Genomic DNA, 24,752 nt, shown 5'->3' on the forward strand with positions numbered 1-24,752 from the left:
CGTTTTGCTGAGCAAACTCTTAGGAGGAAATACATATGGCCTACGATCCGCAGGTAGTTGATGCAACAATAGTTAGTGATAATAAAAAGAATGGTCTTTTTGAAGTCGTTGTTTCCTTGAAAGACCGCAACAAATGTCGTCTTTTCTTTGAAAGAGATGCTGAAACTGGCATCGGTCGCGTAACAGATTTGAACCGATTGATGAAAGAGCCTTGCCCAATTTGCCGCAAAGATTATCTTTGCAATTGCCTTGATCGCTACAAGTTCTCCATCGCAGATCAAGCTCTAACCTTCATTAAGTAATTAGATAAACACATGATGAAACCCCTTAGCCACATTGGCTGAGGGGTTTCATTGTTGTACGGGTATCTCGCTAGTTATTCATAGATAGCTCGATAGAGCCCTTCTAGTAAGCTCTGGTAATTCCTAGGTTCATAGGCAATCTCTGCAAAAGATACATGAATGACCTTATTACTGGTTTTGACAATAAAAAAGCTATCCGAACTATTTTCTGCATCAATATAGGTATAACACTCCAACTGACTGCTACCTGTTTGCTTACGTAGAAATGTCGTTGCTTCCTCACTCGCATTCGCGAACTTTGGCATACCGCCCACCTCCCAATCACAATTCACTCGTTAGACTTTTTTCCTCTTGAGTGCAACATATCCGCCTAAGAGTGCCACTGGCACGATAGCAACAAATCCGACCAACTCATACCATAATGGGATAACATCTTGTGTTAATATCGAATCAAATCCGATTCCTGCCCCGATGACTCCAATGATCGCTGCATTGAAAAGCTCTGCACGTTTGGCCACCTTAGCTGTGAAATAACTGCCTAGAAACGTCCAGAACAAGCCAACGACCAGAAATAATAGCAAAAGAGCTGTGTTCGAATATATGGCATCTAGATTTTGATCCTGTGTGGGACGATTTGCAAAAAATAAACTGCCAATCAAACCTGATGATAACATCGTCCCGATATTATCGATAGCTATTCCCAGCAACACGGCCAGAAAATGAAATTTCCTCACTTTTTTTTGTTCCGACATCGCTCTTCTTCTCTCCTGATTACTTCCAATTATGAACCTTATTCATAATAACATGTGAAAACCCATGTAGCCAGTTCAGCTCGAATTAACACTGTACCCACCAATCTGCGTTCTGGTAGCTCATAACATCTGATCCTTTCAAGGTAATGGTTTGACCAATTGGTGGAGTGATCATCACTACCCCTTTCAACTTAGCTGCCTTCGCGGCACGAGCAACAGGATCATTCCAATCATGAATGGCTAAAGTGAAGGCTCCCCAATGGATGGGCAGCATCACCTTCCCTCTCACATCGAGATGTGCTTGAACCGTTTCTTCGGGCATCAAATGGATATCTGCCCAACGCTCGTCATACTGACCACATTCCATCAATGTCAGGTCGAAAGGTCCGTATTTCTCACCAATTTGCTTAAAATGAGGCGTATACCCGCTGTCGCCGCTGAAGAAGACGCTAGACTGCTTTCCTTTGATCACCCAAGAGCACCATAAGGTTGCACCGCGATCATCGACACTGCGACCAGAGAAATGATTGGCCGGCGTACACGCCAGCTGCAGCCCTTCGAACGTAAGCTCCTCCCACCAGTCGTGCTCCTCAATGGTGGCTGCTGGGACCCCCCAACGGATTAGGTGAGCACCCACGCCAAGCGGCACGATAAATTTATTCACTTTGTGTTTAATTTTCATAATCGAGCCGTAGTCCAAATGATCATAATGATCATGGGATAAAATAACGGCATCGATCCGCGGTAGCTCTTCGATCTCAAAAGGGATGCCGCCGCTGTATCTGTTTTTCCCCAACCAAGGAAAGGGAGACGGTGTTCTTCCAAACATCGGATCAAGCAACAAGGCTTTTCCATCGATCGTCAGCAAACTCGCCGAGTGTCCAAACCACGTAACACTTGTGTCCCCATTTATCCTGAATTGGGACGTTTCCATCGGTAAGGTGGATGCTGGACGACGATGAGGACTTCCCTTCATCATATCACGCAAGATTCCTAGCGTTGTAGTGAAGCTCATATTCATCATCGCTGGAACTGGATTTTCGAACTTATCCTGAGCATATTGGGGAGACTTGGTAAACCTCTTCATGTCCTCCTTGGAAGGCTTTCGTCCGAATACGGGGTACACTTTCATAAATAAAAAATAAACACCAACCACAGCCACAACAATCCCTAACGACAGTAACATCCTCATTGCCTCCATGCGATCTCTAAGTTCTGCCTATACGTACTTACCTGTTGTAATAACGTAACAAACTCATCTTTGGTTCCAAGTTTTCGAGAAGCACCTTACATGTCACAAAATTATTTAAACGGACAGGGACAGTAGCACAATCAGTCGTTTCGCCCAAACATTCCACAAAAATAGTCATAAGCTATCTCGAAACACAAACCATATATCCATTGGAGGTTGATTCGAATGAGTTGTGGAACAGGGTATGGTACTTCTGCAGCAGCTGTGTTGGTACTTTTCATCTTATTGGTTATTATCACTAGCGCTTTTGTTTGGTAATTCAAAACAATACAGAGGGACTACCTAGACCGTCTAGGTAGTCTTTCTGCTTCCTAAGCATTCGATGCAGTTGGTGAAATCAAAAAAGAACGCTCCATATGAGCGTCCTTAATTCTATACGTTTTAAAAAGATACTAACCGTCTCAAGAAACCTTATGCTCGATACGCAATTTGTCAGCAACCATCGCGATGAATTCGCTATTTGTCGGCTTTGACTTGGAGATGTTAATCGTATATCCGAAAATAAAGGAGATACTGTCGATATTGCCGCGTGTCCAAGCGACTTCAATCGCGTGACGGATGGCGCGTTCGACGCGGCTAGGCGTTGTTTTGTATTTTTCAGCGATAGCCGGATAGAGCGTTTTGGTAATTGCGCCAAGGATTTCGATATTATTGTAAACCATCGTAATGGCTTCACGTAAATATTGATAACCTTTAATATGAGCAGGTACGCCGATTTCATGAATGATACTCGTGATATTAGCATCCAAATTTTTACCTTTTGGCATGTGCACAACATTAGCACGAGGCGATGACGATGTAGTCGTTGTTGATGAGGAATTGCCTGCAAGCTGACGAATACGATTCGTAAGGGTTTCCATATCAAAAGGTTTTAATATGTAATAAGAAGCACCAAGCTGCACGGCTTTTTGCGTAATATTTTCTTGACCGAAAGCTGTAAGCATAATGATTTTGGGCTGTGAAGGAAGATTCATTTCGCGCATTTTTTCCAGAACACCAAGGCCATCCAGATGAGGCATAATAATATCTAAAATGAGAACGTCGGGCAGTTCACGCTGTTGCTCCAGAAAACGAAGGACCTCGTTTCCATTGTACGCAACACCCATAATTTCCATATCCTCTTGCTCACCAATGAACTCTGACAATAAGTGTGTAAACTCTCGATTATCGTCTGCAAGTAATACCTGAATTTTTTGCAACTGAATTTCCTCCTTTAGCTACTAAAACAAGATGGTATTTTCTCTCTTAAGTTAAACTATTCGACAGCTCTTTTTAAAATCCTTCTGTCGAATATTATTTTTCTTTTCTTTTGTTTGACTTTCTTATATAATATAATATTTATCTTCTGATTCCAACATTTTTCGACATGAAGTCACTAAACTTGCTACGTTTCTTTAAAAAGAGGTTATAAAGAAATAAAGAACTAAAGGCTATTAACTCGCCTTTAGTTCTTTGTTCGTGGTTCCTGTTGTAGGACGAAGGATAATTCCAGAGTCCTGCAGCATCCATTCAATGAAGCAGCCATAGCCACTTGTTGGGTCATTCACAAAAACATGCGTGACGGCACCGATCAATTTACCATTCTGGATAATTGGACTACCGCTCATCCCCTGAACAATGCCACCTGTTTTATCTAATAAACGTGGATCCGTGATTTTGATAACCATACCTTTCGTACCCGGAACGTCTTGTTTGGACACGTGAACGACTTGGATATCAAATTTTTCCACCTTCTGCCCTTCGAGCACCGTATAGATTTGCGCTGGCCCTTCTTTCACTTCTTCCGCGAAAGCAACGGGAATCGCCTCTTTATCTAAGCTGTGATCGGGTGCCCCGTACATTTTACCGAAGATACCGAAGGCTGTATTCTTTTCTATATTACCAATAACCTTACTGTCCTTGTAAAGAGTTGCATGCTTCTCGCCAGGATCTCCGTTATGACTTTTCGAAATCGAAGTCACATTCGAATATACAATGTCGCCATCGCCAACAATAATGGGTGTCTGAGTGTCCATATCCGTTATGACATGTCCCAGAGCCCCATAGACGCCCTGATCGGGAGCGTAGAAGGTTAATGTCCCCACACCTGCCGCGGAATCACGAATGTACAGCCCTAAACGGTACGACTTATCTACAACATCATAAACGGGCTGCAGCTTCACAACGAGTTCTTGATTATTTCGTAAAATTTGCAGAACAAGCGGATTCTTGCTTTCACCTGATTTGGCTACAAGCTCTGCGACCTTGCTAACATCCTTAGAATCCTTGCCATTGATTTTGGTAATTAAATCGCCTACTTGAATTTTGGCTTCTTCCCCAGGTGAAACTTTTTGTTCCGAGGCAACCGTCACCAAATGATGACCTACCACCAAAATACCGGCAGACTTAATTTTCACACCGATCGTCTGGCCTCCTGGGATTACTTTTAAGTCAGGTACGACATTCACTTTGACTGTCTTAATTGGAATGGCTCCAAATAGCTTGAGCTTCATTTCCGTTTGTCCGGAATGATCGGATTGCAGAGAAATAGGTTCGTTCAAATTAACTTGAAATGAGTGCTCGGCGTTGCCATTTACCTTCACAATATCCGTATCCTTGACCGTCACTTGGGCACTGACCGGCATTGTTAACTGAAGCTGCTTCCCTTGTCCGCTGAATAAGCGGAGTTCTTGTGGAAAGGAGGCAAAGCTCTGAAAAGGCGGGGACACACTGACCAAGCAAACGAAGAAGACGAGCAAAAGTCCGAACAATCTTTTTCTTTTGTTGGATTGCACTATCAACACGCTCCTTCAAGATTCCTTGAGCCCTGACGAATAACCTCGTCAATTGCGTATCTATAAGTTAACCCCAGTCCCCTTCTTTTATAACTGTAAATGATGACTATCTATACTTTCATACCCTTGCTTTCTTATTTTTTGCCATGGTAAGCATTTCTCCGGCATGATGCAGCGTTGTTTCTGTCACTTCTACACCGCCAAGCATCCTCGCCAGCTCTTCAATCCGGCCAGCATCTGGCATATCTTGAACCCGCGTGAACGTGCGTTCATGATCCACTTCTTTCCGAATAAAGAAATGAACATCAGCGAAGCTGGCAACCTGTGGTAAATGCGTAATGGAGAATACTTGACAGCTTTGTGAAAGTACAGACATCTTCTCAGCAATCGCTTGCGCCGCGCGACCGCTAACCCCTGTATCGACCTCATCAAAAACAAGCACAGGAATTTGATCGATGCGTGCAAAAATAGCCTTCATTGCGAGCATAATACGAGAGAGCTCTCCGCCGGAGGCAATTTTGCTAAGTCCACGCAATGGTTCACCAGGGTTAGGCGCCATCAGGAATTCAACCTGATCAATTCCTTGTCTGTTAAAGCGTACCTTATTTCCATCCACCTCTACGCCGCGATCATCGATGATGTGCGCGATTTGAACACGGAACTGTGTCCGTTCCATTTGAAGATCACGTAATTCATGTTCGATTTGAGCAGAGAGATCGCTCGCAATTCCTTTACGCAGGTTGGACAGATCCAATGCATGAACACCAACTTGCTTCTCAGCAAGGACTAGCTTTTCTTCTAATTTACGAATAATTTCATCTTTATTTTCAATCGTATCGACTTCATTTTTGATCTTCTCTAAGTAGCTCAGAATCTCTTTAATATTCTCCCCATATTTTCGACGAAGAGACGTGATGGTATCTAATCTTTGTTCAATAAAATCAAGACGGGATGAATTGAACTCGATGCCATCGCGATAATCTCTGATTTGGTAAGCTGCATCTTCCAACTGATAGAAGGCCGATTGCGCTTGTTCTAGAATTGGACTTAGATTTGTCGGATCCAACTGGACGATATCCTGAAGGCGCGAGACTGCTTTGCCAGCAGCATCTAGTCCCCGATTCGTAGCATAGAGAAAATCATAAGCTTCCGTCGAGTTCTGATATAGCTTTTCAGCATTAGCTAGCTTGCGCTTTTCCTCAGCTAAGGTTTCATCTTCGCCAATTTTGAGCTTGGCAGCTGAGATTTCATCAATCTGAAAACGATACAGATCTAGCATTTGCAGCGCCTGCTTGCTCGTCTCTTGCAGATCATTAAGCTCCTTTTGGAGCTTCATATACTGATCGTAACTCATTTGATACGCCGACTTCGCTGCGTCAATCTCAGCATCTCCGAATAAATCAAGGGAATGAATATGCTCGTCCACATGAAGAAGAGATTGATGTTCATGTTGGCCATGAATATTAACGAGCCATTCTCCCGTTTTACGAAGCATGGTCATATTCACAAGCTGACCATTAATCCGACTTGAGCTTTTACCAGTAGCCGTAATTTCTCGACGAATGATGAGATGCTCGGAAGCATCTGACTCAATCCCAAGCTCTGTAAGCGTATGCCAAACCGGATGCGAAGCAGGTAAGTCAAACATCGCTTCAATCTCTGCTTTATCTGCACCATACCGAACCAGTTCTGATGAACCTCTACCGCCGACAATCAGTGTTAACGCATCTATGATGATCGATTTCCCAGCGCCTGTTTCCCCTGTCAATACATGAAAACCAGCCTTAAACCGAATATGAACATGTTCAATAACAGCTAAATTACGAATCGAAAGCTCTGTAAGCATGAACGCCTCCTGGAATTATGATAATAAGGACATGACTTCATTTACAAAAGTTACGCTATTCTCTTTCCCGCGGCAGATCACAAGGATCGTATCATCTCCGCAGATCGTGCCCATGACACCATGCCACTCCAAATTGTCAATCAACGCGCAAATCGTATTCGCTGTACCTGGCAAGCATTTCATGACGACCAAATTATCCGTATAATCGATACTGACAAAATGGTCACTTAATGCTCTGCGAAGCCGCTGCATCGGATTAAAACGCTGATCAGCCGGCATGGAATACTTATATCTACCGTCATCAAGGGGCACTTTTATTAAGTGCAGCTCTTTAATATCTCGGGAGACTGTCGCTTGTGTCACATGAAATCCAGCCGCGCGCAGCGCCTCAACTAATTCATCCTGTGTTTCAATCTCATGATTCGTAATGATTTCTCTGATTTTTACATGCCTTTGACCCTTCATCCTTACACCTCTATGTGAAATGTGATTTTTTTGATTTTGTTAACGGTCATATCAACGTAAAGGATACCCTGTGCCTCAGGATAAATGAGGGTGTAGGGCAGCAGCATGTCACGCACAGCGCTCCCTGTCATCTCAAGTGGCTTGCGTTCTCTCGCCACTTTCACAAGATAAACATCATCTTCCTTTTGCACAAAATAATCGATAAATAAGCGGCTTTCTAGGTGATCTCTCTCGCCTACGGTCATGGTGATAGGAATTTTAGTTTTGCCTGCAAGCACATCGAAGCCGGCAGCTTCAAGAAGCTCAACAACATCGTCATCGGGAATATTCGCGTGCCTAGGAATCCGACCTCTTCTTCGACTTGAACCCGCAATCCACTTCGGAAATCGCCAAATGACGATACTTACAACACCGATCAGGATTAACAAAATGACTTTAACATCGCCTTGTTCCATGTCCTTCACCTCGCCATAGTATTCGCGAATTCAGAAGGAAAATCCTTTCTCTGAAGCGAAATAAACGACTACACTGTCCTGAAAAGGACTCGTGCGTTTATCTAGAAATTAAGCCGAAATATCAAGTGAAACAAATACATGCTTATAATTTGAAAAAACCCATCTCAGGGCCGCAAAAGGCGTTCTCAAAGATGAGTTTATTTTCCATGTAATTTCTGAGACTCTTTTACCGTATCTGCAATGATGGCTTTAATCAAGGAAGGCGCTGCAAGCGACTCATCCCCACCATTACTTGTCCAGTAGGCAAGGAATTCAATATTGCCTTCTCCACCCGTGATTGGCGAATAGGTCAGACCCTTCAAACGAAAGCCGAGCTCCTCAGCAAATGACAGCACCGTTGTCAGCACGTCAATGTGTACATCGGTATCACGCACGACGCCTGACTTCCCAACCTTCTCACGGCCTGCTTCGAATTGCGGCTTAATCAGGGCTACAACATGACCTTGTTCCCCTAGGATTTCCTTTAGAGGGGGCAAAATAATACGAAGTGAAATGAACGAAACGTCGATACTGGCAAAGGTAGGTCTCGGACCGTTCAAATCCTCCAATTTCGTGTAACGGAAATTCGTTCTCTCCATCACATGAACACGATCATCATTGCGAAGCGACCAATCCAGTTGATTATAGCCAACATCGACAGCATAGACGGAAGCAGCACCGTTTTGCAGCGCACAATCCGTAAATCCGCCCGTTGAAGCCCCAATGTCCAGCATAACTGCGCCAGATAAGTCGATTTCGAATTGCTTTAACGCCTTCTCTAACTTTAATCCGCCACGGCTCACGTAAGGATGAAGTGCACCCTTTACCTTGAGCACGGCTTTCCGGCTTATTTTCATACCCGCCTTATCAACTGGCTCTTCGTCCGCAAAAACAAGGCCTGCCATAATGGCGGCCTTTGCCTTTTCCCTACTTTCGAAATATCCCTGCTCAAGTAGCAATAAGTCTAACCGTTCTTTATCCGATGACATATATGATGTGTTGCTCCTATTCAAATCGGTTACTAGACCTTAGCCCGAAGGACCTTACGAGGTACTAGCTTCTTCACTTCTGTAATCAGGTGATGGACCGTTAAACCGACTTCTTCACGCTGCTCTGGCACACTGCCATGCTCAACGAAGTAATCTTGGATCCCCATTAACTCAACTTGTAAACCTACAATACGCTTCTCCGCATAAAACTCCAATACGGCACTTCCGAAGCCACCTTGGATTGATCCTTCTTCCATGGTGATTACCGGCATCGATTCCTTAGCTAACTGAAGTAAATACGCTTCGTCCAATGGCTTAATAAATCGCGCGTTCACGACGCGAAGCTCGATGCCCTCTTGTGCCAACTGAGCTGCTGCCTCTTCGGCAATCTGAACCATAGGTCCAACAGCGAGTACAGCGGCATAATCGCCATCTCGTACTGTTTCCCATGTACCAAGCGGAATCGCTTTAGGAGCCTCATCAATATTAGCCCCTGTGCCATTGATTCGCGGATAACGATAAGCAATCGGGCCATCGTTATATTCGAGAGCCGTTTGCATCATATCTCGCAATTCTTTCTCGTCCTTCGGCATCATTAGAACCATGTTCGGAATTGTCCGCAAAAATGAAATATCATAAACCCCTTGATGTGTTTCACCATCCGGGCCAACGAAGCCTGAACGGTCGATCGCAAAGGTAACATTTAATTTAGGGCGACAAATGTCATGAACAACCTGATCATAGGCACGTTGCAGGAATGTTGAGTAGACAGCAAATACGGGCTTTAAGCCTTCGCTTGCTAAGCCTGCACATAACGTAGCCGCATGCTGCTCCGCAATACCTACATCAATCATTCGATTCGGAAATTGCTTCGCAAATTTCAACAAACCGGATCCACCTGGCATCGCAGGTGTAACTGCAACTACACGTGAGTCCTTCTCTCCAAGCTCTATTAAGGTATCACCAAATACCGTCGTATACATCGGCGGTCCAGAAGACTTAAGAACTTGCCCCGACTCCATTTTGTATGGCCCTAGACCATGCCAAGTGTGTGAATCGTTCTCAGCAGGCTTATAGCCTTTACCCTTGGTCGTAACGACATGAATAAGCACAGGACCTGCAACCTTCTCAGCCTGTTTCAGCGTATCCATTAGAACTTGTAAGTTATGCCCATCCACAGGTCCGATATACGTAAAGCCTAGTTCTTCAAACCAAACACCATTCAATACAAAATATTTAAGACTATCCTTCAGCTTCTCCGCGGTTTTGGCCAGCGTTCCGCCGATGGCAGGAATTTTCTTCAGTAAGTATTCGACTTCTTCTTTGGCTTTCAGATAATGACGATCCGAACGAATCTTGCTTAAATAATTATGAAGAGCCCCTACGTTGGGCGCAATAGACATTTCATTGTCATTCAGAATGACCGTAATATTTTTCTTCTCGTGACCAATATGATTCATGGCTTCTAGTGCCATACCGCCTGTAAGCGCACCATCACCAATGATGGCAACAACCTTATTATGTTCGCCTTTGAGATCACGCGCCATCGCCATACCCATAGCAGCTGACAGTGATGTACTACTATGTCCTGCTTCCCAAACATCATGTTCGCTTTCGGAACGCTTAATAAAACCGCAGAGCCCCTTATATTTGCGCAACGTATCAAACTTGTCTTTGCGTCCAGTCAAAATTTTGTGCACATACGCCTGGTGACCCACATCAAAAATCAGTTTATCATACGGGCTGTGAAACATGGTGTGTAAGGCAATTGTGAGTTCAACCACGCCTAAGTTCGGGGCCAGATGTCCACCCGTAACGGAAAGTTTCTCAATTAGAAATTGACGGACTTCCCCTGCCAATTCTTCGAGCTCCGTCAAGGATAACCGCTTCAAATCTGCAGGCCGATTGATTTGTTCGAGCAGCACGCTTGTTTCCTCACTTTCAATGTGAAAATACTAAGATTTCACCATTATATCATAGAATTTGGTATTTCGTGTAAAACGCCATGGATGGACGGATGCATCCCCCTATAGAACGAGTACGTCAGCCATGACAATAAGTTTCATTTTGACTATAAGTGCGTGTTCAAAAAGTCTGGTTTTCAGCACCGAGAAGATTGAACGAAGCTAGGAAATGAGGAGCGGAGCGTAGTAGAAACTACGTGAGCACCGGAATTTCCGGCTGAATTCAATATTCGATGTCGAATCCGCTTCTTAGACTACTTCCTGATCAAAATTGGACTTTTTGAACTACCTCTATAAGAGGATCTCGATAAATGGTCACTTAGTGATCTCTTTTCATCAAGTAATCTGCGATCTGCAGCAGCCGCTCTGGGTTCGCTATATTGGATCTAACTAAGGCTTCTTTCGCTTGGTTCGTCAGCTCATGCACCTTCTGTTCAGAAGCTTCCATGCCGATAAAATAAGGGAATGTCACCTTTTGCTGCTTCTCATCGCTCTTGACTGGCTTGCCTAACTTGGCTTCATCACCGATAATATCCAAAATATCATCTTGAATTTGAAAAGCAAGTCCCAGTGCGTGACCGAATTCACTGAGCGCTTCCAACTGAGCTTCAGTCGCTCCCGCAATATGTCCACCCGCACGCAAGGAGAATACGATAAGGTCGCTTGTCTTGTGCGTATGAATGTAGGTAAGCTCTTCTAGCTTCGTCAGACCTTGTTCTCCAAGCATATCAGCTGCTTGCCCGCCAACCATTCCGCGAGCACCTGCAAGAACGGCAAGCTCTTCCGTAATCGCTAGCACTCGATCGGCAGGAACACCGAACTTTTTGTGCGCTTGGGCAACACTGAAGAAGGCGTGCGTAAGCAGCGCGTCGCCAGCTAGAATAGCCATCGCCTCGCCATATACTTTATGATTGGTTAACTTCCCTCTCCGGTAATCATCATTATCCATCGCTGGAAGATCATCATGCACTAAGGAATACGTGTGCACTAATTCAATAGCTAGTGCAACAGGCATGGCAGCTTCCAACGAGCCCCCAAGCGCCTCAGCAGCTGCTATAACCATAATAGGGCGCAATCGTTTGCCGCCTGCCATCAGGGAATAATCCATGGACTCACGTAGAGAAGCTGGAACATCCCAGGCAGTAGGCAACGATTGACGTAGTGCGGCTTCGACCATTTCAGCATGGGAAGCGATGTAGGTATGAATATTAGACGTCGTGTTATTCAAACTAATTCCCCTTATCTTCTAAGACAGGCTGGAAAGGCTTCCTTGTTACCCCAGCTTCCCCTTCAACCAGCATCTCAATTTTCTTCTCCACTTGCTCTAATTTAACTCCGCATAAATGGGAGAGCCTTACGCCTTCTTGATACAATTCAATGGCTTTCTCTAAAGGTACATCGCCGCTTTCTAACTGGCTGACAATGCGTTCTAGCTGCTCGATGGCCACTTCAAAGCTTACTTCTGTTTCACTCGTTGACATCCATGTTCGCCTCCATCCCCGAAACTTGACATTGTATTTTACCATCTTTCAGACGTATGGATAAACGATCGCCAATTTTCACATGTGCGACCGAACGAACGAGCTTTTTCTCCTGCTCGTCATAAGCAAGGCTGTAGCCACGCTGCATTACCTTCAGCGGGCTGAGGGCGTCCAAATGGCGGACGCCTGATTGCCACTCCTGCTTCTTCGAACGCAGGAGGTTCTGCATGGCCGTGAGCATCTGGCGTTTGGAAGCATCCAAACGCTGCCTCGCGATCACGGCCTGCTCGGTCGGATTGAAGCAGGATAAGCGACGCTCCAGCTTCAATCGCCGCTGCGCCAACTCCGTTAGGCGCTGACGCATGCGATAACCGAGCTGCTCCGCCAGCCGGTCGAGTCGCTCCGCAGGCTGCATGAGCAGCTGCCTGCGGGGGTTCGTCAGGAACGGCGAGCGCTTCGCGCGCTCCAGCCGTTCCTGCTTGCGGCGCAGCTGCTGCAGCAGCCCGTAATGCAGGCGCTGTGCCTGCTGCGATAGCTGCTGCTTCAGCTCGAGGTGGTGCGGCACCGCGAGCTCTGCCGCCGCCGTAGGCGTCGGCGCTCTCAGATCGGCGACGAAGTCGGCGATCGTAAAGTCCGTTTCGTGGCCGACGGCCGAGATGATCGGAATCGCGGAGGCTGCGATAGCCCGCGCCACGATTTCCTCGTTGAAGGCCCACAGCTCTTCCAGTGAGCCGCCGCCGCGGCCCACGATGAGCACGTCGGCTTCACCGAGCCGGTTCATGGCTTCGATCGCCTTGACGATCGAAGGCGCCGCCTGTGTACCCTGTACGAGGACAGGGTACAGCAAGATCGGGATCGACGGGAAGCGCCGCTGCAGCGTGATGATCACATCACGAATGGCGGCCCCCGTCGGGGACGTGATCACCCCAATGGCGCGCGGAAACCGAGGAATCGGTTTCTTGCGCTCTGGCGCGAAAAGCCCTTCGCCTTCGAGCTTCTTTTTCAGCTGCTCGAACGCCAAATACAAGCTGCCAATGCCATCAGGCTGCATCGCCGTCACATAGAATTGATAAGCGCCGTCTCGCTCATAAACAGAAATATTCCCGCGAGCAATCACTTTCGTGCCCTCTTTCGGGATAAATCCGAGCTTCTGGTTATGCGAAGCAAACATGATGCTTTTCAGCCGACCGTCTGCATCCTTCAATGTAAAATACATATGACCACTGGAGTGATGCGTGAAGTTGGAGATTTCGCCTCGGACCCATACATCCTGGAGACGCGAGTCTCCTTCCAGCAATAGCTTAATATAACGGTTTAGGTCTTTAACCGATAAAATCTTAGTTTCGTTTCTCGCCATAAGGTGATTATACGCTCACATTCGCTTTAGCTGCACGGCTCGCCGCATCAACTGTGTTGCGAAGCAGCATCGTAATCGTCATAGGTCCAACAACGCCTGGAACTGGCGTGATCGTGCCTGCAACTTCTTTGACCGCTTCGAAATCGACATCCCCCGTCACTTTACCATCCGCTTTTCGGTTAATACCTACGTCGATCACAACAGCGCCTGGCTTCACGTGGTGCGTTTTAATGAAATTAGCCTTACCTACGGCTGAAACTAATATATCTGCTTGCTTTGTAATCTCTTCCATGTTCGGCGTACGGGAATGAACTACAGTAACCGTCGCATGCTCACGCAACAACAACATAGCCATTGGTTTACCTACAATATTGCTTCTGCCAACTACGACAGCATGCTTACCTGCGATTTCCACGCCTGTCCGCTTGAGGATTTCAATAACACCATGCGGTGTACAAGGCTTCATGCCATCTTTACCAATCATCAGGTTCCCGACATTGATTGGATGGAAGCAATCCACATCCTTAGCTGGATCAATTTCATCCACAACCGCTTCTTCGTTGATATGCTTCGGCAATGGTGATTGAACAAGTATGCCGTTGATCCGATTATTGTTATTAAAACCATGGATGAGTGCGATTAATTCTGCTTGCGTCGTTTGCTCAGGCAGGCGGTGTACTTCGGAATAGATGCCTACATCATCACAGGCTTTCGCTTTGTTTCTAACATATACTTGCGAAGCTGCATCTTCACCCACAATAACAACGACAAGACCTGGTTGATTCCCTTGCGCGGTTAGTGCCGCTGCGTCAGATCTGATTTCCTCACGAATGGAGCTCACGAGTTCTTTCCCATTAATTACTTGTGCTGACATGTTATTTCCCCCTTAACTTGTTAAACCCTACGCGATATGAACGTTATTACACTTTGATTATTGTGTACGAAGTACTTTTTCTTTCAGATCGTCGATTTCTTTGATCATTTTCCCGAGTACACCGTTTACGAATTTCCCTGATTCCTCTGTACCATAATGCTTAGCCAAATCGATGGCTTCATTGACAACAACCTTCGGTGGAACATCATCGCGATACAGCATCTCATAAGCACCTAGGCGCAGCACTTCACGATCAATACGGGACAGCCTGTCCATAGCCCAGCCCTTCAGATACTCCTCCAACAACTCGTCGATGCTTACCTTGTTCTTGTAAGTCCCCTCAACAAGCTCAATTATGTAGACAGGATCTATCTTATCTCCGGAGAAATCCAACTGCGATTCATTATCATGTTCAGCTTCATGAATCGCGATTTGAACAGCCTCCTGAGGAGTAGCCTCATTCATTTGGATTTGGTATAAGCTTTGTATAGCAATTTCACGTGCAATTCTGCGTTTCATTCTGTTCCTCCTAAGCGTTTCGCTCCAGCAAAACGACCTTTTCCCAAAATAAACGGCTTTGCCCGTCCACTTTGGACGAGTTCGTTTATGTAGAAATATAGCCGTTGTATAATGTGAAACACATAATTTCTATTATTTTAAAAACTCTTTCTCCTAGTATACGTCAAATTGGATCCAATCCAAACAAAAAAATCCATGGATGAACCAGGGATTTTAGCGAAACATTCTCCATTTTTGTGTGAGATAGCGCCAAATGTCTTCTAGCATGACGAAACTTTCCTTACGATCCAGCTTATTACCAACATAAAAACCTACGAGTACGATAAATCCGAAGATCAACATATCCCAAAAACCAAAAAATAAATAAATAAAACCGAAGAATATACCCGCTGTCACTCCGATTACTTTGCCCCTATGGAAATTCCATAGTTCATTCCACATATGTGGATTCACCTCTATTCGACTCGGCTTTTAAACGTTGGGGCAGATTGCACGATGTTCGCTACGAATACGGTTACGGAAGCTACAGGAATACCGGTAATCTCTTCTATGTAACTTTTCACTGTACCTTGCATGTCTTCAGTCAGTTCCGGAATCGAGCTTTCCCCATCTACAATGGTTCTAATTGTAATTTCCAGCCCGGATTGATTCACTCTAACTCGTGCACGCAGATCCTTTGCACCTTTCGTGCGACCCGCTGCTTTCAGCGAGAGATTCTCAACAGTTTCGATGGAGATACGGATATCGCCAAAATCGGTGCGTTGATCAATCGATGGCGCTTGGGAACGTCCGCGACGAAGCGTTACGATCAGGAAACGTACGGAGATCAGCAGCATGATCAAACTAATGATAATGCCCGGATAAGCGTAGCTCTTCTCGTAATAAAAATGACTTAGTGTTTGACTTGCTTGATCGAGTGGGATCCAACTAGATGCTGTGAACAATACAACGATCGATGCGACGAAAATAATCAGGCTATAGAAAAGCAGCAAGAGCCTGTCCACAATTTTACCCACTACGCTTGTCCCCTTCCTAAGTTAGAGGAAACCCCCTGCAACCTGTAGGGGGTTTCCATTGATATCCATATGGCTCAGCTTTACCGCTTATTTCACACGATGGGCAGCCGCTGGTTCTTCATCAACCTGTTTATCTGCCTGCTTAAAATGAACATCATGAATATGTACGTTAACTTCAACGACATTTAACCCAGTCATTGATTCAATCGCCTGCTTCACATTGTTCTGAATATCACTTGCAACTTCAGGAATACGATTCCCATATTCAATAATGATGGAGACGTCAATGGCAGCTTCACGTTGTCCGACCTCTACCTTTACGCCTTTGGACAAATTCTTGCGTCCAAGTAATTCAGCAATGCCGCCAGCTAATCCGCCACTCATCCCCGCTACACCTTGCACTTCCACCGTTGCCAAACCGGCAATGATTTCGATAACCTCGGGGGCAATCTGGATGCTGCCCATGTCTGTCTTGACGTAATCCGGAGCGATTGTGCTCATTGTGGCACCTCCTAAAAAATTTGTGGAGCAACAAAACTGGTTTCGATTCAAATGGGATAAGCCATCTTAATTTATTAGTATAACATTTTGGCAAAAATATGACAAATGTTTCTCTACGACTCTGGATCGTTTACATCGTGCTCTTCCAAGAACTTGATATCATGGTCGCCCTTGATAAATTTCTTGTGTTCAAGCAACTTCAGATGAAAAGGAATCGTCGTGTTCACACCGTCCACCGCGAACTCATTGAGAGCTCTTTTCATACGGTTAATGGCTTCTTCACGTGTACTTCCCCAAACGATAAGCTTCGCGATCATCGAATCATAGTGTGGCGGGATCGTATACCCTGGGTAAACCGCACTGTCAACACGTACGCCGAATCCACCTGGCGGCAAGTAGAATTTTACTTGTCCTGGGGACGGCATGAAGTTCCGATTCGGATCTTCTGCATTGACGCGGCATTCGATTGCCCAACCGTTGATTCGGACATCTTCTTGTCTGAATGACAGTGGATTTCCTTCAGCTACGCGAATCATTTCTTGGATAATATCGATACCCGTAATCATTTCGGTTACTGGGTGTTCAACTTGGATCCGCGTGTTCATTTCCATAAAGTAAAAATTACCATCTGGACCTAATAGGAATTCAAGTGTTCCTGCGCCTGAATAATTCACAGCCTTCGCTGCACGGACAGCTGCTTGCCCCATCGCTTTACGCGTTTCCTCAGTAAGAACCGGACAAGGCGCTTCTTCAACAAGCTTCTGTCTGCGACGCTGTACGGAGCAATCACGTTCGCCTAGGTGAACAACATTGCCATGCTTATCCGCAATGATTTGGATCTCAACATGCTTCATACCTGTTAAGTACTTCTCTAAGTAAATCCCTGCATTACCGAATGCATTCTGGGCTTCTTGCTGAGCAGCCGTAATTTGCTGAACAAGCGTTTCCTCGTTCTCTGCAATACGGATACCCTTACCGCCGCCGCCTGCTGTCGCTTTAATAATAATCGGATACCCGATATCGCGAGCGATAACCACAGCATCATCAATATCCTCAACCAAGCCGTCGGAGCCCGGAATAATCGGAACTCTCGCTTCCTTCATCGTTTGCTTGGCAACTGCCTTATCGCCCATCCGGGAAATCGCGTCAGGTGAAGGACCGATGAAAGTGATATTGCAGCTCTCGCAAATTTCTGCGAAGTCAGCATTTTCAGCTAGGAAGCCGTACCCTGGATGAATAGCATCACATTCCGTCAAGGTTGCAACGCTCATCAAGTTGGTGAAGTTTAAATAGCTGTCTTTGGACGCAGTTGGTCCGATGCAATAAGCTTCATCCGCCAGACGAACATGCAAGGCATCTCGATCTGCTTCCGAGTACACAGCAACCGTATAGATGCCAAGCTCACGGCATGCTCGGATAATACGAACCGCAATTTCCCCGCGGTTCGCAATTAAAATTTTATTAAATTTCATGATTTGCCCTCCTAAGAGCTCTTCGTGAGAAAAGCTTGCGTTGACAGCATAAGCTACAAACGCAACTACTCCGGTCTAACCAAAAATAACGGTTGTCCATACTCTACTAGCTGTCCGTTTTCAACGAGAATTTCAACGATCTCGCCTTTCACTTCAGCTTCTATTTCGTTCATTAATTTCATGGCTTCAACAATACAAACGACAGTCTTGTCACTCACTTTAGAGCCAACGCTTACGAAAGGCGCAGAACCAGGGGAAGCGGATTGATAGAAAGTCCCCACCATCGGAGATACGATCTTATGTAAAGATGAATCTTCTTGCTTGGCTTGTCCGTTAGCATGTGCTGGTGCTTCGAGAGCAGTTGCAGCAGGTGCTGAATTTGCATAGTTAGGTTGAGCAAGCGGTGCATATGTGTGTTGAACTGGTGCAGATACATAGACAGGCTCCGATTTATTCGGCTTACGAATAGAAAGGCGTGCACCTTCATTTTCAATTTCAAGCTCTTGTAAAGAGGATTGATCGACGAGTTTAATTAACTCTTTGATTTCACTCAATTTAAACATTCAAGTCACTCCTTTAGACGTTGGTGAACCTTTAAAAATGCGTTTTCATAGCCGCAACGTATGTATTATACCCATAAACGCACGAAATGGAAAGAGTCCAGTTTATCCGGACCCTTTCCACCATCATTTTGAGTAGCCAAAACTTTGCTCAAATCCCTACGGGCGTACTAACTGGATCTTGATATTTTCAGGAGTTGCACCCAGCTCTTCAACAATCATATCCACGATGGATACACCTTGACTTTTTTCTAATTTATCCGCTTGAACTGTCACTTTCCACTTGGCGCCATCTTGATTAATGACCGCTTGCGGGAAATCTTGAATGAGAAGTTCTTGTAGATTTTCAATTTTTTCTTGTAGATCTGTCAATGCAGACAAATCGTTAGTCGCTTTAGCTACAGCCTCAGGCGATTTCTTACCATCCAAAATAATCGTCATCAAATCCGTAGAAACTTTGCTGAAGTAATTATTTTGTTTCACTTGTTCATTCGTAAAATAATCGTTTGCTGATGTCGTTTTCGCTTGCTCCTCCACTTGCTTCAAGACTTGATCATCTGTTTTGGTTGTTGTTGTTGTTTTGGACACATCTTTTGTCGTAGTTTTGGAGCTGTCTTGTGTCGTTGTCGCTTTAGCATCTGTTTTTGTAGAAGTTTGCGGCGTTGTCGTTTTCGAGTCGATTTGTACGCCTGTTCCTGTTGTTGCTTTCACATCTGTTTTCGCACCTGTTACTGGATCCACTTGGGTCATATCAATTTTCACTTCTTGCGATTGCGTGATGGCATCTGTCGTTGCCAGATCCAGTTTGTTGACATCCTCTGTGAACAAATAATAAGCGGACAGCACCACCATCAAGCTAAGCATCGATACGAGCCATATTGTTTGTCTTTTTGCATTCATTGTTTATTCCTCCTTAGAATAGTTGATTGATTTCCAAAATTTTATTCCCCTGTTTTGCGCGGTAAAATCGAAATTTTACTTGCTTGAACGTCCATTCCTCGCTCAACGGCTTCCATGATCATTTTCTTCACCGTGAGATTTTCTGCGCCTTTCGCAACAACAATGACACCTCTAATTTTGGGTTTAATGTATTTGAGCACAAGCGGCTTCTGGTCACCTGACACTTGATAAATGACGACTTCACCGCTCCGCGTTACCTGGGATATGTTGCGAGTTGCTCCACCATTATCGCGTTCTGTCGTCATGGTCTGATTGTCGTTATAATTTTTGTCAACGGTCATTTCTTCCGTAGATTCAATGGTAACGAGCACTTCCACCTCGCCGACACCGACAATTTTTTGCAGGATTCTTTTCAACTGGTCGCCATAAGCTTGTTCGTAATCATGAAAGCTTGAGTCTTCCTTGGATGAGCTTCCTACAAATGTTTCTTTACTCACGGGTGCTGGGGACGCTCTGCCTGTGCCAATGGGATCCAGATCTTTAACAGTTATAAATGCGTTTATAATCATTAGCGCTGCTCCTAAGAGTCCAACCATGATGACCCATAATAACGTATTTTTACGTTTAGGCCCACCTGGTCCGCCGCCGAATTTGTGCTCCATCCATTGCAGCAATGTTCCCATCGATTCACCTCGCCATCCATCCTTTGCTTTGTGCTGCTCCGATCTCGATTTTGGCAGGATCTACGAGCCAATTCCGTGAAATCACTTGCTTGAGTCGGTCCATTTCTTGCACGCCAGGCACATTTTCTTTGGTTGACTGAGTATCACCCTGTGTGCTTGTTATACGATCTTGCACTGTCGCGGTAGACCCGATTTTGATAGGATCTACGGGTTTGACTGGCTCCATGGCAGCAATGCTTTTGCTAGTCGTTGCCAGTTGCTTCTTCGCTTCTATATCATCAAGGGTCACCTTCACGCTTGAAATGATGGGTTTCCCGTTATTGTCTACCTGTACTTGCACTTGTACCGCTTCAATTGGCCATTCCGTTTGTTTCTGTAAGTCCTCTTTCATCAAGCCTGCCAATTGTGATTGCACCAATTCTTGTGTTTTCTTATGTTCAGCATCTTGAATCTTGTTGGCATCCTTCGTTATAGCTTCAAGAGACTTCATTTGTGATTGATTTCCAAAACCTCCGGCAAGCATGGTTTTCTCATTCTGTTCTTTCTCCGCTTGGCTAAGCAGCTGGTCCATATTCCAATCCTTCTGGAACAGCTGAAGCACGGGGGTAAGCAGCGTCAGTAGAATAAATAGACTCAAAACCGTCTTCACATACCGCTGCATCGTATTGCTTGGGAGTAGAAGATCAACAAACGTCGCAAGCATTATGACCATAATGACGGTTTTCAGCCATCCTGCTAACCAATCCATCGCTGGGCTCCTTTCACCTCATCATGACGGAGACATTGCTAATCGTGATCATGATGGTCAGGGCAAGAAAAAACATTAAGCTTACTGCCGCTAGCGCTGCAAACACATAAATTAAGCTTTTGCCGATTGTCTGTAGACAAGCAATGATTGGACTATCGCCCAGTGGCTGCATCAGCGCCGCTGATAGATTGTAGATGAAAGCCAGCGTTAAGATTTTGATCGCTGGAAAGGCACACAGGAGCACGAGGATGACGACACCAACGAGTCCTATCGCATTTTTGACTAATAAGGATGCCCCTATCACGGTTTCCGTTGCGTCCGAGAATAGTCGTCCTACTACAGGCACGAAATTCCCCGTAATGTACTTCGCCGTTCGAATCGCAACGCCATCTCTTACAGCGCCCGCCGTGCCTTGGATGGAAATGACCCCGAGGAACACTGTCACGAACACGCCCAGCATGCTTAAACTTACGGTGCGCAACAGATTGGCTAACTGTGTGACTTTAAACTTATCGCTGAGTGAGCTTACGATGTGCAGCACCGCCGAGAAAAACAAGAGCGGAAAAACAAACACATAAATGGCCGTACCCACAGAGTGGATCATGAACACAATCAATGGATGCAGAATGGCAACCGAAGTAATATTTCCCATGGACGCCAGTAGTGTAAGTAACAATGGCATGATCGCTATCATGAATTGAATCATGGACGAAATGGCTGTCTTCGCATACCCGATCGCAACGCTGAAGCTATTGATCGCAATGATGATGAGCACCATATAGGTGATGGTGTAGCCTAGCTTGCTTACCGTGTTTCTTTCAAACGAGCTTTGCAGCGTCTCAAGAATCATGCTAAAGACGGTCAAAACAACAATGGAAGCCAGTAATTTGCCATTGATGATAATTTCATGAAAAACATAGCTCAGAAGCCCTTTGAAGATACTCTTCATACTAATGCCCTTGGTCCCAAGGAGAAGTTCCATGAAGGTTGGCGGCTTACTTTCTGGGAAATAACCCCCATATTCTTTCATCAGCTTATCCCAATATTGCTCGACCGGCTCCGTATTCAAGCGGTTCGCTTGCTCTTTGATCATGACATCTGTTGGCGATTCAGCAGTTAACGAGCCCGACAATCCAAGCCATAAGCCCATGCCCATAATAAACAATAAGATCCACCGGTTGTTCAGCTTCTGGTGCGAATAAAGTAGGTGCATGCGTGTCACTCCTTAGGTGAATCTGCTAAGCAGGGAGTAGCTTAACCACGGTCTCGATGATGACTGTAATGATCGGAATGGCCATGACCATAATGAGCACCTTACCTGATAGCTCAATTTTGGAAGCAATGGAATCTTGGCCAGCATCACGGACAATCTGTGCGCCAAACTCGGCGATGTAAGCTACGCCTATAATCTTCAGAATCGTTTTCAGGAAAACAATGTTCACGTTTGACTTCTCAGCTAGATCCTCAAGGACTTGGATGACCGAAGAAATTTTGCCTATTAAGAACAAGAAAATCACGATGCCCGTAAAAGCTGCTAATAAAAAAGCGAACATCGGCTTCTGCTCTTTGATAATGAGCGTCAAGATCGTGACGATGAGTCCTAGTCCTACGATTTGGATGATTTCCATCAGACCACCTCATTGGAATAGGAAAATAGTTTTAATTTCTTTGAACAAGTTATCCAGCATACTGACGACCATAAAAAGCACGACTACGAAGCCTATGACCGTGACCCAGTGTGCCATATCCTCTTTTCCCATCTGTTTCAGCACAGAATGGATCATAGCGATAATGATTCCGATGCCGGCGATTTGGAAAATGGCATTCACATCAACATTCATTCCTGGCACCTCACTCTGCCCACTAGTACATTAAAATCACGACTAACGCTCCGATTAAGACGCCCAGGCTTTTCCACATTTTCTCGTAGCGCTGCTGTTCATCTCTGGCATCCGTTTCTTCCGATTGAAGTTGGCTAATCGCAAGCCGCAGATGCTTGATTTGGTCACTCCGATCTGAAAGTCCAAGCACAGGTCCCAGTTGGAGCATCACTTCTTGCTCAGCTTGCCTCATCGAGGTTCTTGACCAGATTTCCTTGACCGTCATTTGCCATAGATCTTTGGTTGACTCACCATTACTGCCCAGCAACCGTTCTGACATTAAGCGAAATAAGGAAGAAAGCGGATCAGCGACCTGCTTGCTTAGTGAAGCAAATGCCTCCGGAAGGGGCGTAAGCGCATAAGCAATTTCTGTCTCCATTCGGCCTAGCGCGTTGATTAGTCCGCGAATTTGCTTTGGTCGTCTAACATAGTGAGCAGCCTGTAGAAAGCCATACATCGAAGCTGCACCGAAGATCAGAACTCCACCGACAAATTTCAGCATCTTCATCGTCCTTTGCGTTCGTCATACATCTCCATAACCTTGCCTTCTTGATCTAGGATCCGAAAGGTAGCAGGAGCGCCTTTTCTCCGCTGGAGGATGACATATTTCATAAACACCCTTTCCTCCATCAATTGCCTGAGTACGGGCCGTCTACGTACATCCTCATAGCTCGCTCCATGAGCGGTAGCTAGTACACGAATTCCCGTGTGAACAGCCTCATGAATCGCATCAGCATCCTCCGCTCGACCGATCTCATCGACGATGAGGACCTCGGGTGATAGTGAACGGATCATCATCATCATGCCTTCTGCCTTCGGACACCCGTCTAGCACATCTGTGCGCGGCCCTAAGTCAAATCTAGGTACCCCTTTGACACAAGCAGCCAACTCGGAGCGTTCATCTACGATTCCTACTTTTTTACCCGATAGAGAGCTGTTTCTAGCCCCCCATTCGCCTCGGCTGATGAGTCTAGCTAGGTCGCGAATTAAGGTGGTCTTCCCTTGCTGCGGCGGGGAAATGATGAGCGTGTGATGAATATTTCCCATACTCTGATCTACGAGATACGGTAAAATCTCCTGACCCACACCCTGAATTTCGCGCGCGATCCGAATATTAAAGGAACTCACATCGCGAATTTGCTTCACTTGACCTTGGTCGAGGATCGTACGCCCAGCTAGTCCTACGCGATGACCGCCAGACACCGTGATATACCCTCTTCGCAGTTCTTCCTCAAAGGTGTACAACGAATGATTCGTTAGAATCTCAAGCAGTGTTAGACAATCTTGCCTAGTCGGTTTGTAAGCCAAATCTCCTTGCGTGATCATATGCCCTCGCTCACTAATGAAGGCATAGCGGTCGGCCCAGCTAATTTCAAGGGGACGCGACTCTCTCACCCTGATTTCTTCCACGCTAGCTTGTACGTTCGTTGGAAGCTCACTAAGCATGAATCGGATGTTTTGGGGCAACAGGTGTGTAATACTCGCTAGCATCGGGAGACAGCCCTCCAAGTTGTCCAGTCTTCTATATTCATTTCTATGCTTACTAGAAAGAAATATGACCGATTACTTTTTAATAATCCCAATAAACAGACAACTGACACCTGCAATGACCCACAACATCTTTCCATATGATAGTTTTTCGGCTATGCCTACTAAACCAATCGTTGTGGTAGTTAGTAGTACTAGAGGACCTACTAGTGCTAGAGCTGAATTCACCATCAGCGCTTTCTCAATTGTTGCTAGTCTTATCATGAGAATAGCTGCAATGATTTCGATACTCCCAGACATCATCCGTAATGAAGCCATCGTGAGTACGATCTTGTTCATGAGTTACTACCCCCTAAAAGTTTTGATTAGCCCAAGCAAGCTCAGCAGAATATTGCAGCATCAAAACTCGCTTCGGAAGCATACGCTTTTTCCCTA

General features: G+C 45.5%; 31 protein-coding genes. 2 read left to right on the forward strand and 29 right to left on the reverse strand.

The features are described 5' to 3' along the window. Nucleotides 1-35: 35 nt before the first annotated feature. Nucleotides 36-302: a hypothetical protein gene (locus AC58PQ_RS02265; protein ID WP_028554204.1), complete on the forward strand. Its 267-nt coding sequence runs from the start codon at nt 36-38 to the stop codon at nt 300-302. A 74-nt stretch (nt 303-376) separates the two neighbouring features. Here AC58PQ_RS02265 and AC58PQ_RS02270 read toward each other — a convergent pair whose 3' ends face one another. The 3 genes from AC58PQ_RS02270 to AC58PQ_RS02280 form a co-directional block, all read right to left on the reverse strand. Beyond that, the gene (locus AC58PQ_RS02270; RefSeq protein ID WP_497240354.1) at nt 377-607 is read right to left on the reverse strand and encodes a hypothetical protein; all 231 of its coding nucleotides are present in this window, start codon (nt 605-607) and stop codon (nt 377-379) included. A 30-nt stretch (nt 608-637) separates the two neighbouring features. Continuing rightward, on the reverse strand, nt 638-1,054 hold the full coding sequence (locus AC58PQ_RS02275; protein WP_497240355.1) for a hypothetical protein: 417 nt from the start codon (nt 1,052-1,054) through the stop codon (nt 638-640). Nucleotides 1,055-1,139: 85 nt separating this feature from the next. Then, complete coding sequence (locus AC58PQ_RS02280; protein WP_497240356.1) at nt 1,140-2,240, reverse strand: MBL fold metallo-hydrolase; 1,101 nt, start codon at nt 2,238-2,240, stop codon at nt 1,140-1,142. Nucleotides 2,241-2,471: 231 nt separating this feature from the next. On the opposite strand from AC58PQ_RS02280, the gene AC58PQ_RS02285 reads away from it, so the two are divergent. Beyond that, complete coding sequence (locus tag AC58PQ_RS02285) at nt 2,472-2,564, forward strand: YjcZ family sporulation protein (RefSeq protein ID WP_082595420.1); 93 nt, start codon at nt 2,472-2,474, stop codon at nt 2,562-2,564. Between the two features lie 143 nt (nt 2,565-2,707). On the opposite strand, the gene spo0A is transcribed toward AC58PQ_RS02285, so the two are convergent. The 26 genes from spo0A to AC58PQ_RS02415 all read right to left on the reverse strand — a co-directional run bounded on the left by spo0A (nt 2,708) and on the right by AC58PQ_RS02415 (nt 24,656). Then, nucleotides 2,708-3,505 (reverse strand): sporulation transcription factor Spo0A, encoded by a 798-nt coding sequence (gene spo0A, locus AC58PQ_RS02290; RefSeq protein ID WP_497240357.1) that lies wholly within the window; start codon nt 3,503-3,505, stop codon nt 2,708-2,710. Nucleotides 3,506-3,739: 234 nt separating this feature from the next. Further along, a complete protein-coding gene (gene spoIVB / locus AC58PQ_RS02295) occupies nt 3,740-5,080 on the reverse strand; it encodes a SpoIVB peptidase (RefSeq protein ID WP_497240358.1) in 1,341 nt (446 codons plus the stop codon). A gap of 118 nt (nt 5,081-5,198) precedes the next feature. Further along, nucleotides 5,199-6,926: a DNA repair protein RecN gene (gene recN / locus AC58PQ_RS02300; protein WP_497240359.1), complete on the reverse strand. Its 1,728-nt coding sequence runs from the start codon at nt 6,924-6,926 to the stop codon at nt 5,199-5,201. A 15-nt stretch (nt 6,927-6,941) separates the two neighbouring features. Next, a complete protein-coding gene (gene ahrC / locus AC58PQ_RS02305) occupies nt 6,942-7,391 on the reverse strand; it encodes a transcriptional regulator AhrC/ArgR (protein WP_236285558.1) in 450 nt (149 codons plus the stop codon). Nucleotides 7,392-7,393: 2 nt separating this feature from the next. Next, entirely contained in the window at nt 7,394-7,846 is a 453-nt protein-coding gene (locus tag AC58PQ_RS02310; protein WP_497240360.1) for a hypothetical protein, read from the reverse strand. Between the two features lie 197 nt (nt 7,847-8,043). Further along, the gene (locus tag AC58PQ_RS02315; RefSeq protein WP_497240361.1) at nt 8,044-8,874 is read right to left on the reverse strand and encodes a TlyA family RNA methyltransferase; all 831 of its coding nucleotides are present in this window, start codon (nt 8,872-8,874) and stop codon (nt 8,044-8,046) included. A 32-nt stretch (nt 8,875-8,906) separates the two neighbouring features. Further along, nucleotides 8,907-10,799: a 1-deoxy-D-xylulose-5-phosphate synthase gene (gene dxs / locus AC58PQ_RS02320; RefSeq protein ID WP_497240362.1), complete on the reverse strand. Its 1,893-nt coding sequence runs from the start codon at nt 10,797-10,799 to the stop codon at nt 8,907-8,909. 358 nt (nt 10,800-11,157) lie between these two features. Next, a complete protein-coding gene (locus tag AC58PQ_RS02325) occupies nt 11,158-12,015 on the reverse strand; it encodes a polyprenyl synthetase family protein (RefSeq protein ID WP_497240625.1) in 858 nt (285 codons plus the stop codon). 52 nt (nt 12,016-12,067) lie between these two features. Beyond that, nucleotides 12,068-12,319: an exodeoxyribonuclease VII small subunit gene (gene xseB / locus AC58PQ_RS02330; RefSeq protein WP_477590870.1), complete on the reverse strand. Its 252-nt coding sequence runs from the start codon at nt 12,317-12,319 to the stop codon at nt 12,068-12,070. After that, nucleotides 12,306-13,676: an exodeoxyribonuclease VII large subunit gene (gene xseA / locus AC58PQ_RS02335; RefSeq protein WP_497240363.1), complete on the reverse strand. Its 1,371-nt coding sequence runs from the start codon at nt 13,674-13,676 to the stop codon at nt 12,306-12,308. The genes xseB and xseA overlap by 14 nt, the downstream gene beginning before the upstream one ends. Nucleotides 13,677-13,683: 7 nt before the next feature. Continuing rightward, a complete protein-coding gene (folD, locus tag AC58PQ_RS02340; RefSeq protein WP_497240364.1) occupies nt 13,684-14,550 on the reverse strand; it encodes a bifunctional methylenetetrahydrofolate dehydrogenase/methenyltetrahydrofolate cyclohydrolase FolD in 867 nt (288 codons plus the stop codon). Nucleotides 14,551-14,607: 57 nt separating this feature from the next. Beyond that, nucleotides 14,608-15,069, reverse strand: a complete 462-nt coding sequence (nusB, locus tag AC58PQ_RS02345) for a transcription antitermination factor NusB (protein ID WP_497240365.1) — start codon at nt 15,067-15,069, stop codon at nt 14,608-14,610. A 213-nt stretch (nt 15,070-15,282) separates the two neighbouring features. After that, nucleotides 15,283-15,510 carry a DUF2273 domain-containing protein gene (locus AC58PQ_RS02350; RefSeq protein ID WP_477590863.1) on the reverse strand — a complete coding sequence of 76 codons (228 nt, stop codon included), beginning with the start codon at nt 15,508-15,510 and terminating at the stop codon, nt 15,283-15,285. 14 nt (nt 15,511-15,524) lie between these two features. Continuing rightward, the gene (gene amaP, locus AC58PQ_RS02355; RefSeq protein ID WP_477590861.1) at nt 15,525-16,085 is read right to left on the reverse strand and encodes an alkaline shock response membrane anchor protein AmaP; all 561 of its coding nucleotides are present in this window, start codon (nt 16,083-16,085) and stop codon (nt 15,525-15,527) included. Nucleotides 16,086-16,172: 87 nt separating this feature from the next. Then, a complete protein-coding gene (locus tag AC58PQ_RS02360; RefSeq protein WP_477590859.1) occupies nt 16,173-16,586 on the reverse strand; it encodes an Asp23/Gls24 family envelope stress response protein in 414 nt (137 codons plus the stop codon). 113 nt (nt 16,587-16,699) lie between these two features. After that, nucleotides 16,700-18,058: an acetyl-CoA carboxylase biotin carboxylase subunit gene (gene accC / locus AC58PQ_RS02365; RefSeq protein ID WP_477590857.1), complete on the reverse strand. Its 1,359-nt coding sequence runs from the start codon at nt 18,056-18,058 to the stop codon at nt 16,700-16,702. A 65-nt stretch (nt 18,059-18,123) separates the two neighbouring features. Next, nucleotides 18,124-18,621, reverse strand: coding sequence for an acetyl-CoA carboxylase biotin carboxyl carrier protein (gene accB, locus AC58PQ_RS02370; protein WP_497240366.1), 498 nt, complete (start codon nt 18,619-18,621; stop codon nt 18,124-18,126). 156 nt (nt 18,622-18,777) lie between these two features. Further along, nucleotides 18,778-19,518 carry a SpoIIIAH-like family protein gene (locus AC58PQ_RS02375; protein WP_497240367.1) on the reverse strand — a complete coding sequence of 247 codons (741 nt, stop codon included), beginning with the start codon at nt 19,516-19,518 and terminating at the stop codon, nt 18,778-18,780. A gap of 41 nt (nt 19,519-19,559) precedes the next feature. Continuing rightward, nucleotides 19,560-20,201, reverse strand: a complete 642-nt coding sequence (spoIIIAG, locus tag AC58PQ_RS02380) for a stage III sporulation protein AG (RefSeq protein ID WP_497240368.1) — start codon at nt 20,199-20,201, stop codon at nt 19,560-19,562. A gap of 4 nt (nt 20,202-20,205) precedes the next feature. Then, nucleotides 20,206-20,949 (reverse strand): stage III sporulation protein AF, encoded by a 744-nt coding sequence (gene spoIIIAF, locus AC58PQ_RS02385; RefSeq protein ID WP_497240369.1) that lies wholly within the window; start codon nt 20,947-20,949, stop codon nt 20,206-20,208. Between the two features lie 13 nt (nt 20,950-20,962). After that, a complete protein-coding gene (gene spoIIIAE, locus AC58PQ_RS02390) occupies nt 20,963-22,162 on the reverse strand; it encodes a stage III sporulation protein AE (protein ID WP_497240370.1) in 1,200 nt (399 codons plus the stop codon). 25 nt (nt 22,163-22,187) lie between these two features. Beyond that, nucleotides 22,188-22,577 (reverse strand): stage III sporulation protein AD, encoded by a 390-nt coding sequence (gene spoIIIAD, locus AC58PQ_RS02395; protein ID WP_497240371.1) that lies wholly within the window; start codon nt 22,575-22,577, stop codon nt 22,188-22,190. A gap of 9 nt (nt 22,578-22,586) precedes the next feature. Further along, the gene (gene spoIIIAC / locus AC58PQ_RS02400; RefSeq protein ID WP_056614718.1) at nt 22,587-22,790 is read right to left on the reverse strand and encodes a stage III sporulation protein AC; all 204 of its coding nucleotides are present in this window, start codon (nt 22,788-22,790) and stop codon (nt 22,587-22,589) included. Nucleotides 22,791-22,812: 22 nt separating this feature from the next. Then, nucleotides 22,813-23,331 carry a stage III sporulation protein SpoIIIAB gene (spoIIIAB, locus tag AC58PQ_RS02405; RefSeq protein WP_497240372.1) on the reverse strand — a complete coding sequence of 173 codons (519 nt, stop codon included), beginning with the start codon at nt 23,329-23,331 and terminating at the stop codon, nt 22,813-22,815. Between the two features lie 2 nt (nt 23,332-23,333). Further along, nucleotides 23,334-24,320 carry a stage III sporulation protein AA gene (spoIIIAA, locus tag AC58PQ_RS02410; RefSeq protein WP_497240373.1) on the reverse strand — a complete coding sequence of 329 codons (987 nt, stop codon included), beginning with the start codon at nt 24,318-24,320 and terminating at the stop codon, nt 23,334-23,336. Between the two features lie 72 nt (nt 24,321-24,392). Further along, nucleotides 24,393-24,656: a YqhV family protein gene (locus tag AC58PQ_RS02415; protein ID WP_477590841.1), complete on the reverse strand. Its 264-nt coding sequence runs from the start codon at nt 24,654-24,656 to the stop codon at nt 24,393-24,395. Nucleotides 24,657-24,752 lie beyond the last annotated feature (96 nt).

It is taken from the genome of Paenibacillus sp. J22P143, assembly GCF_059692035.1.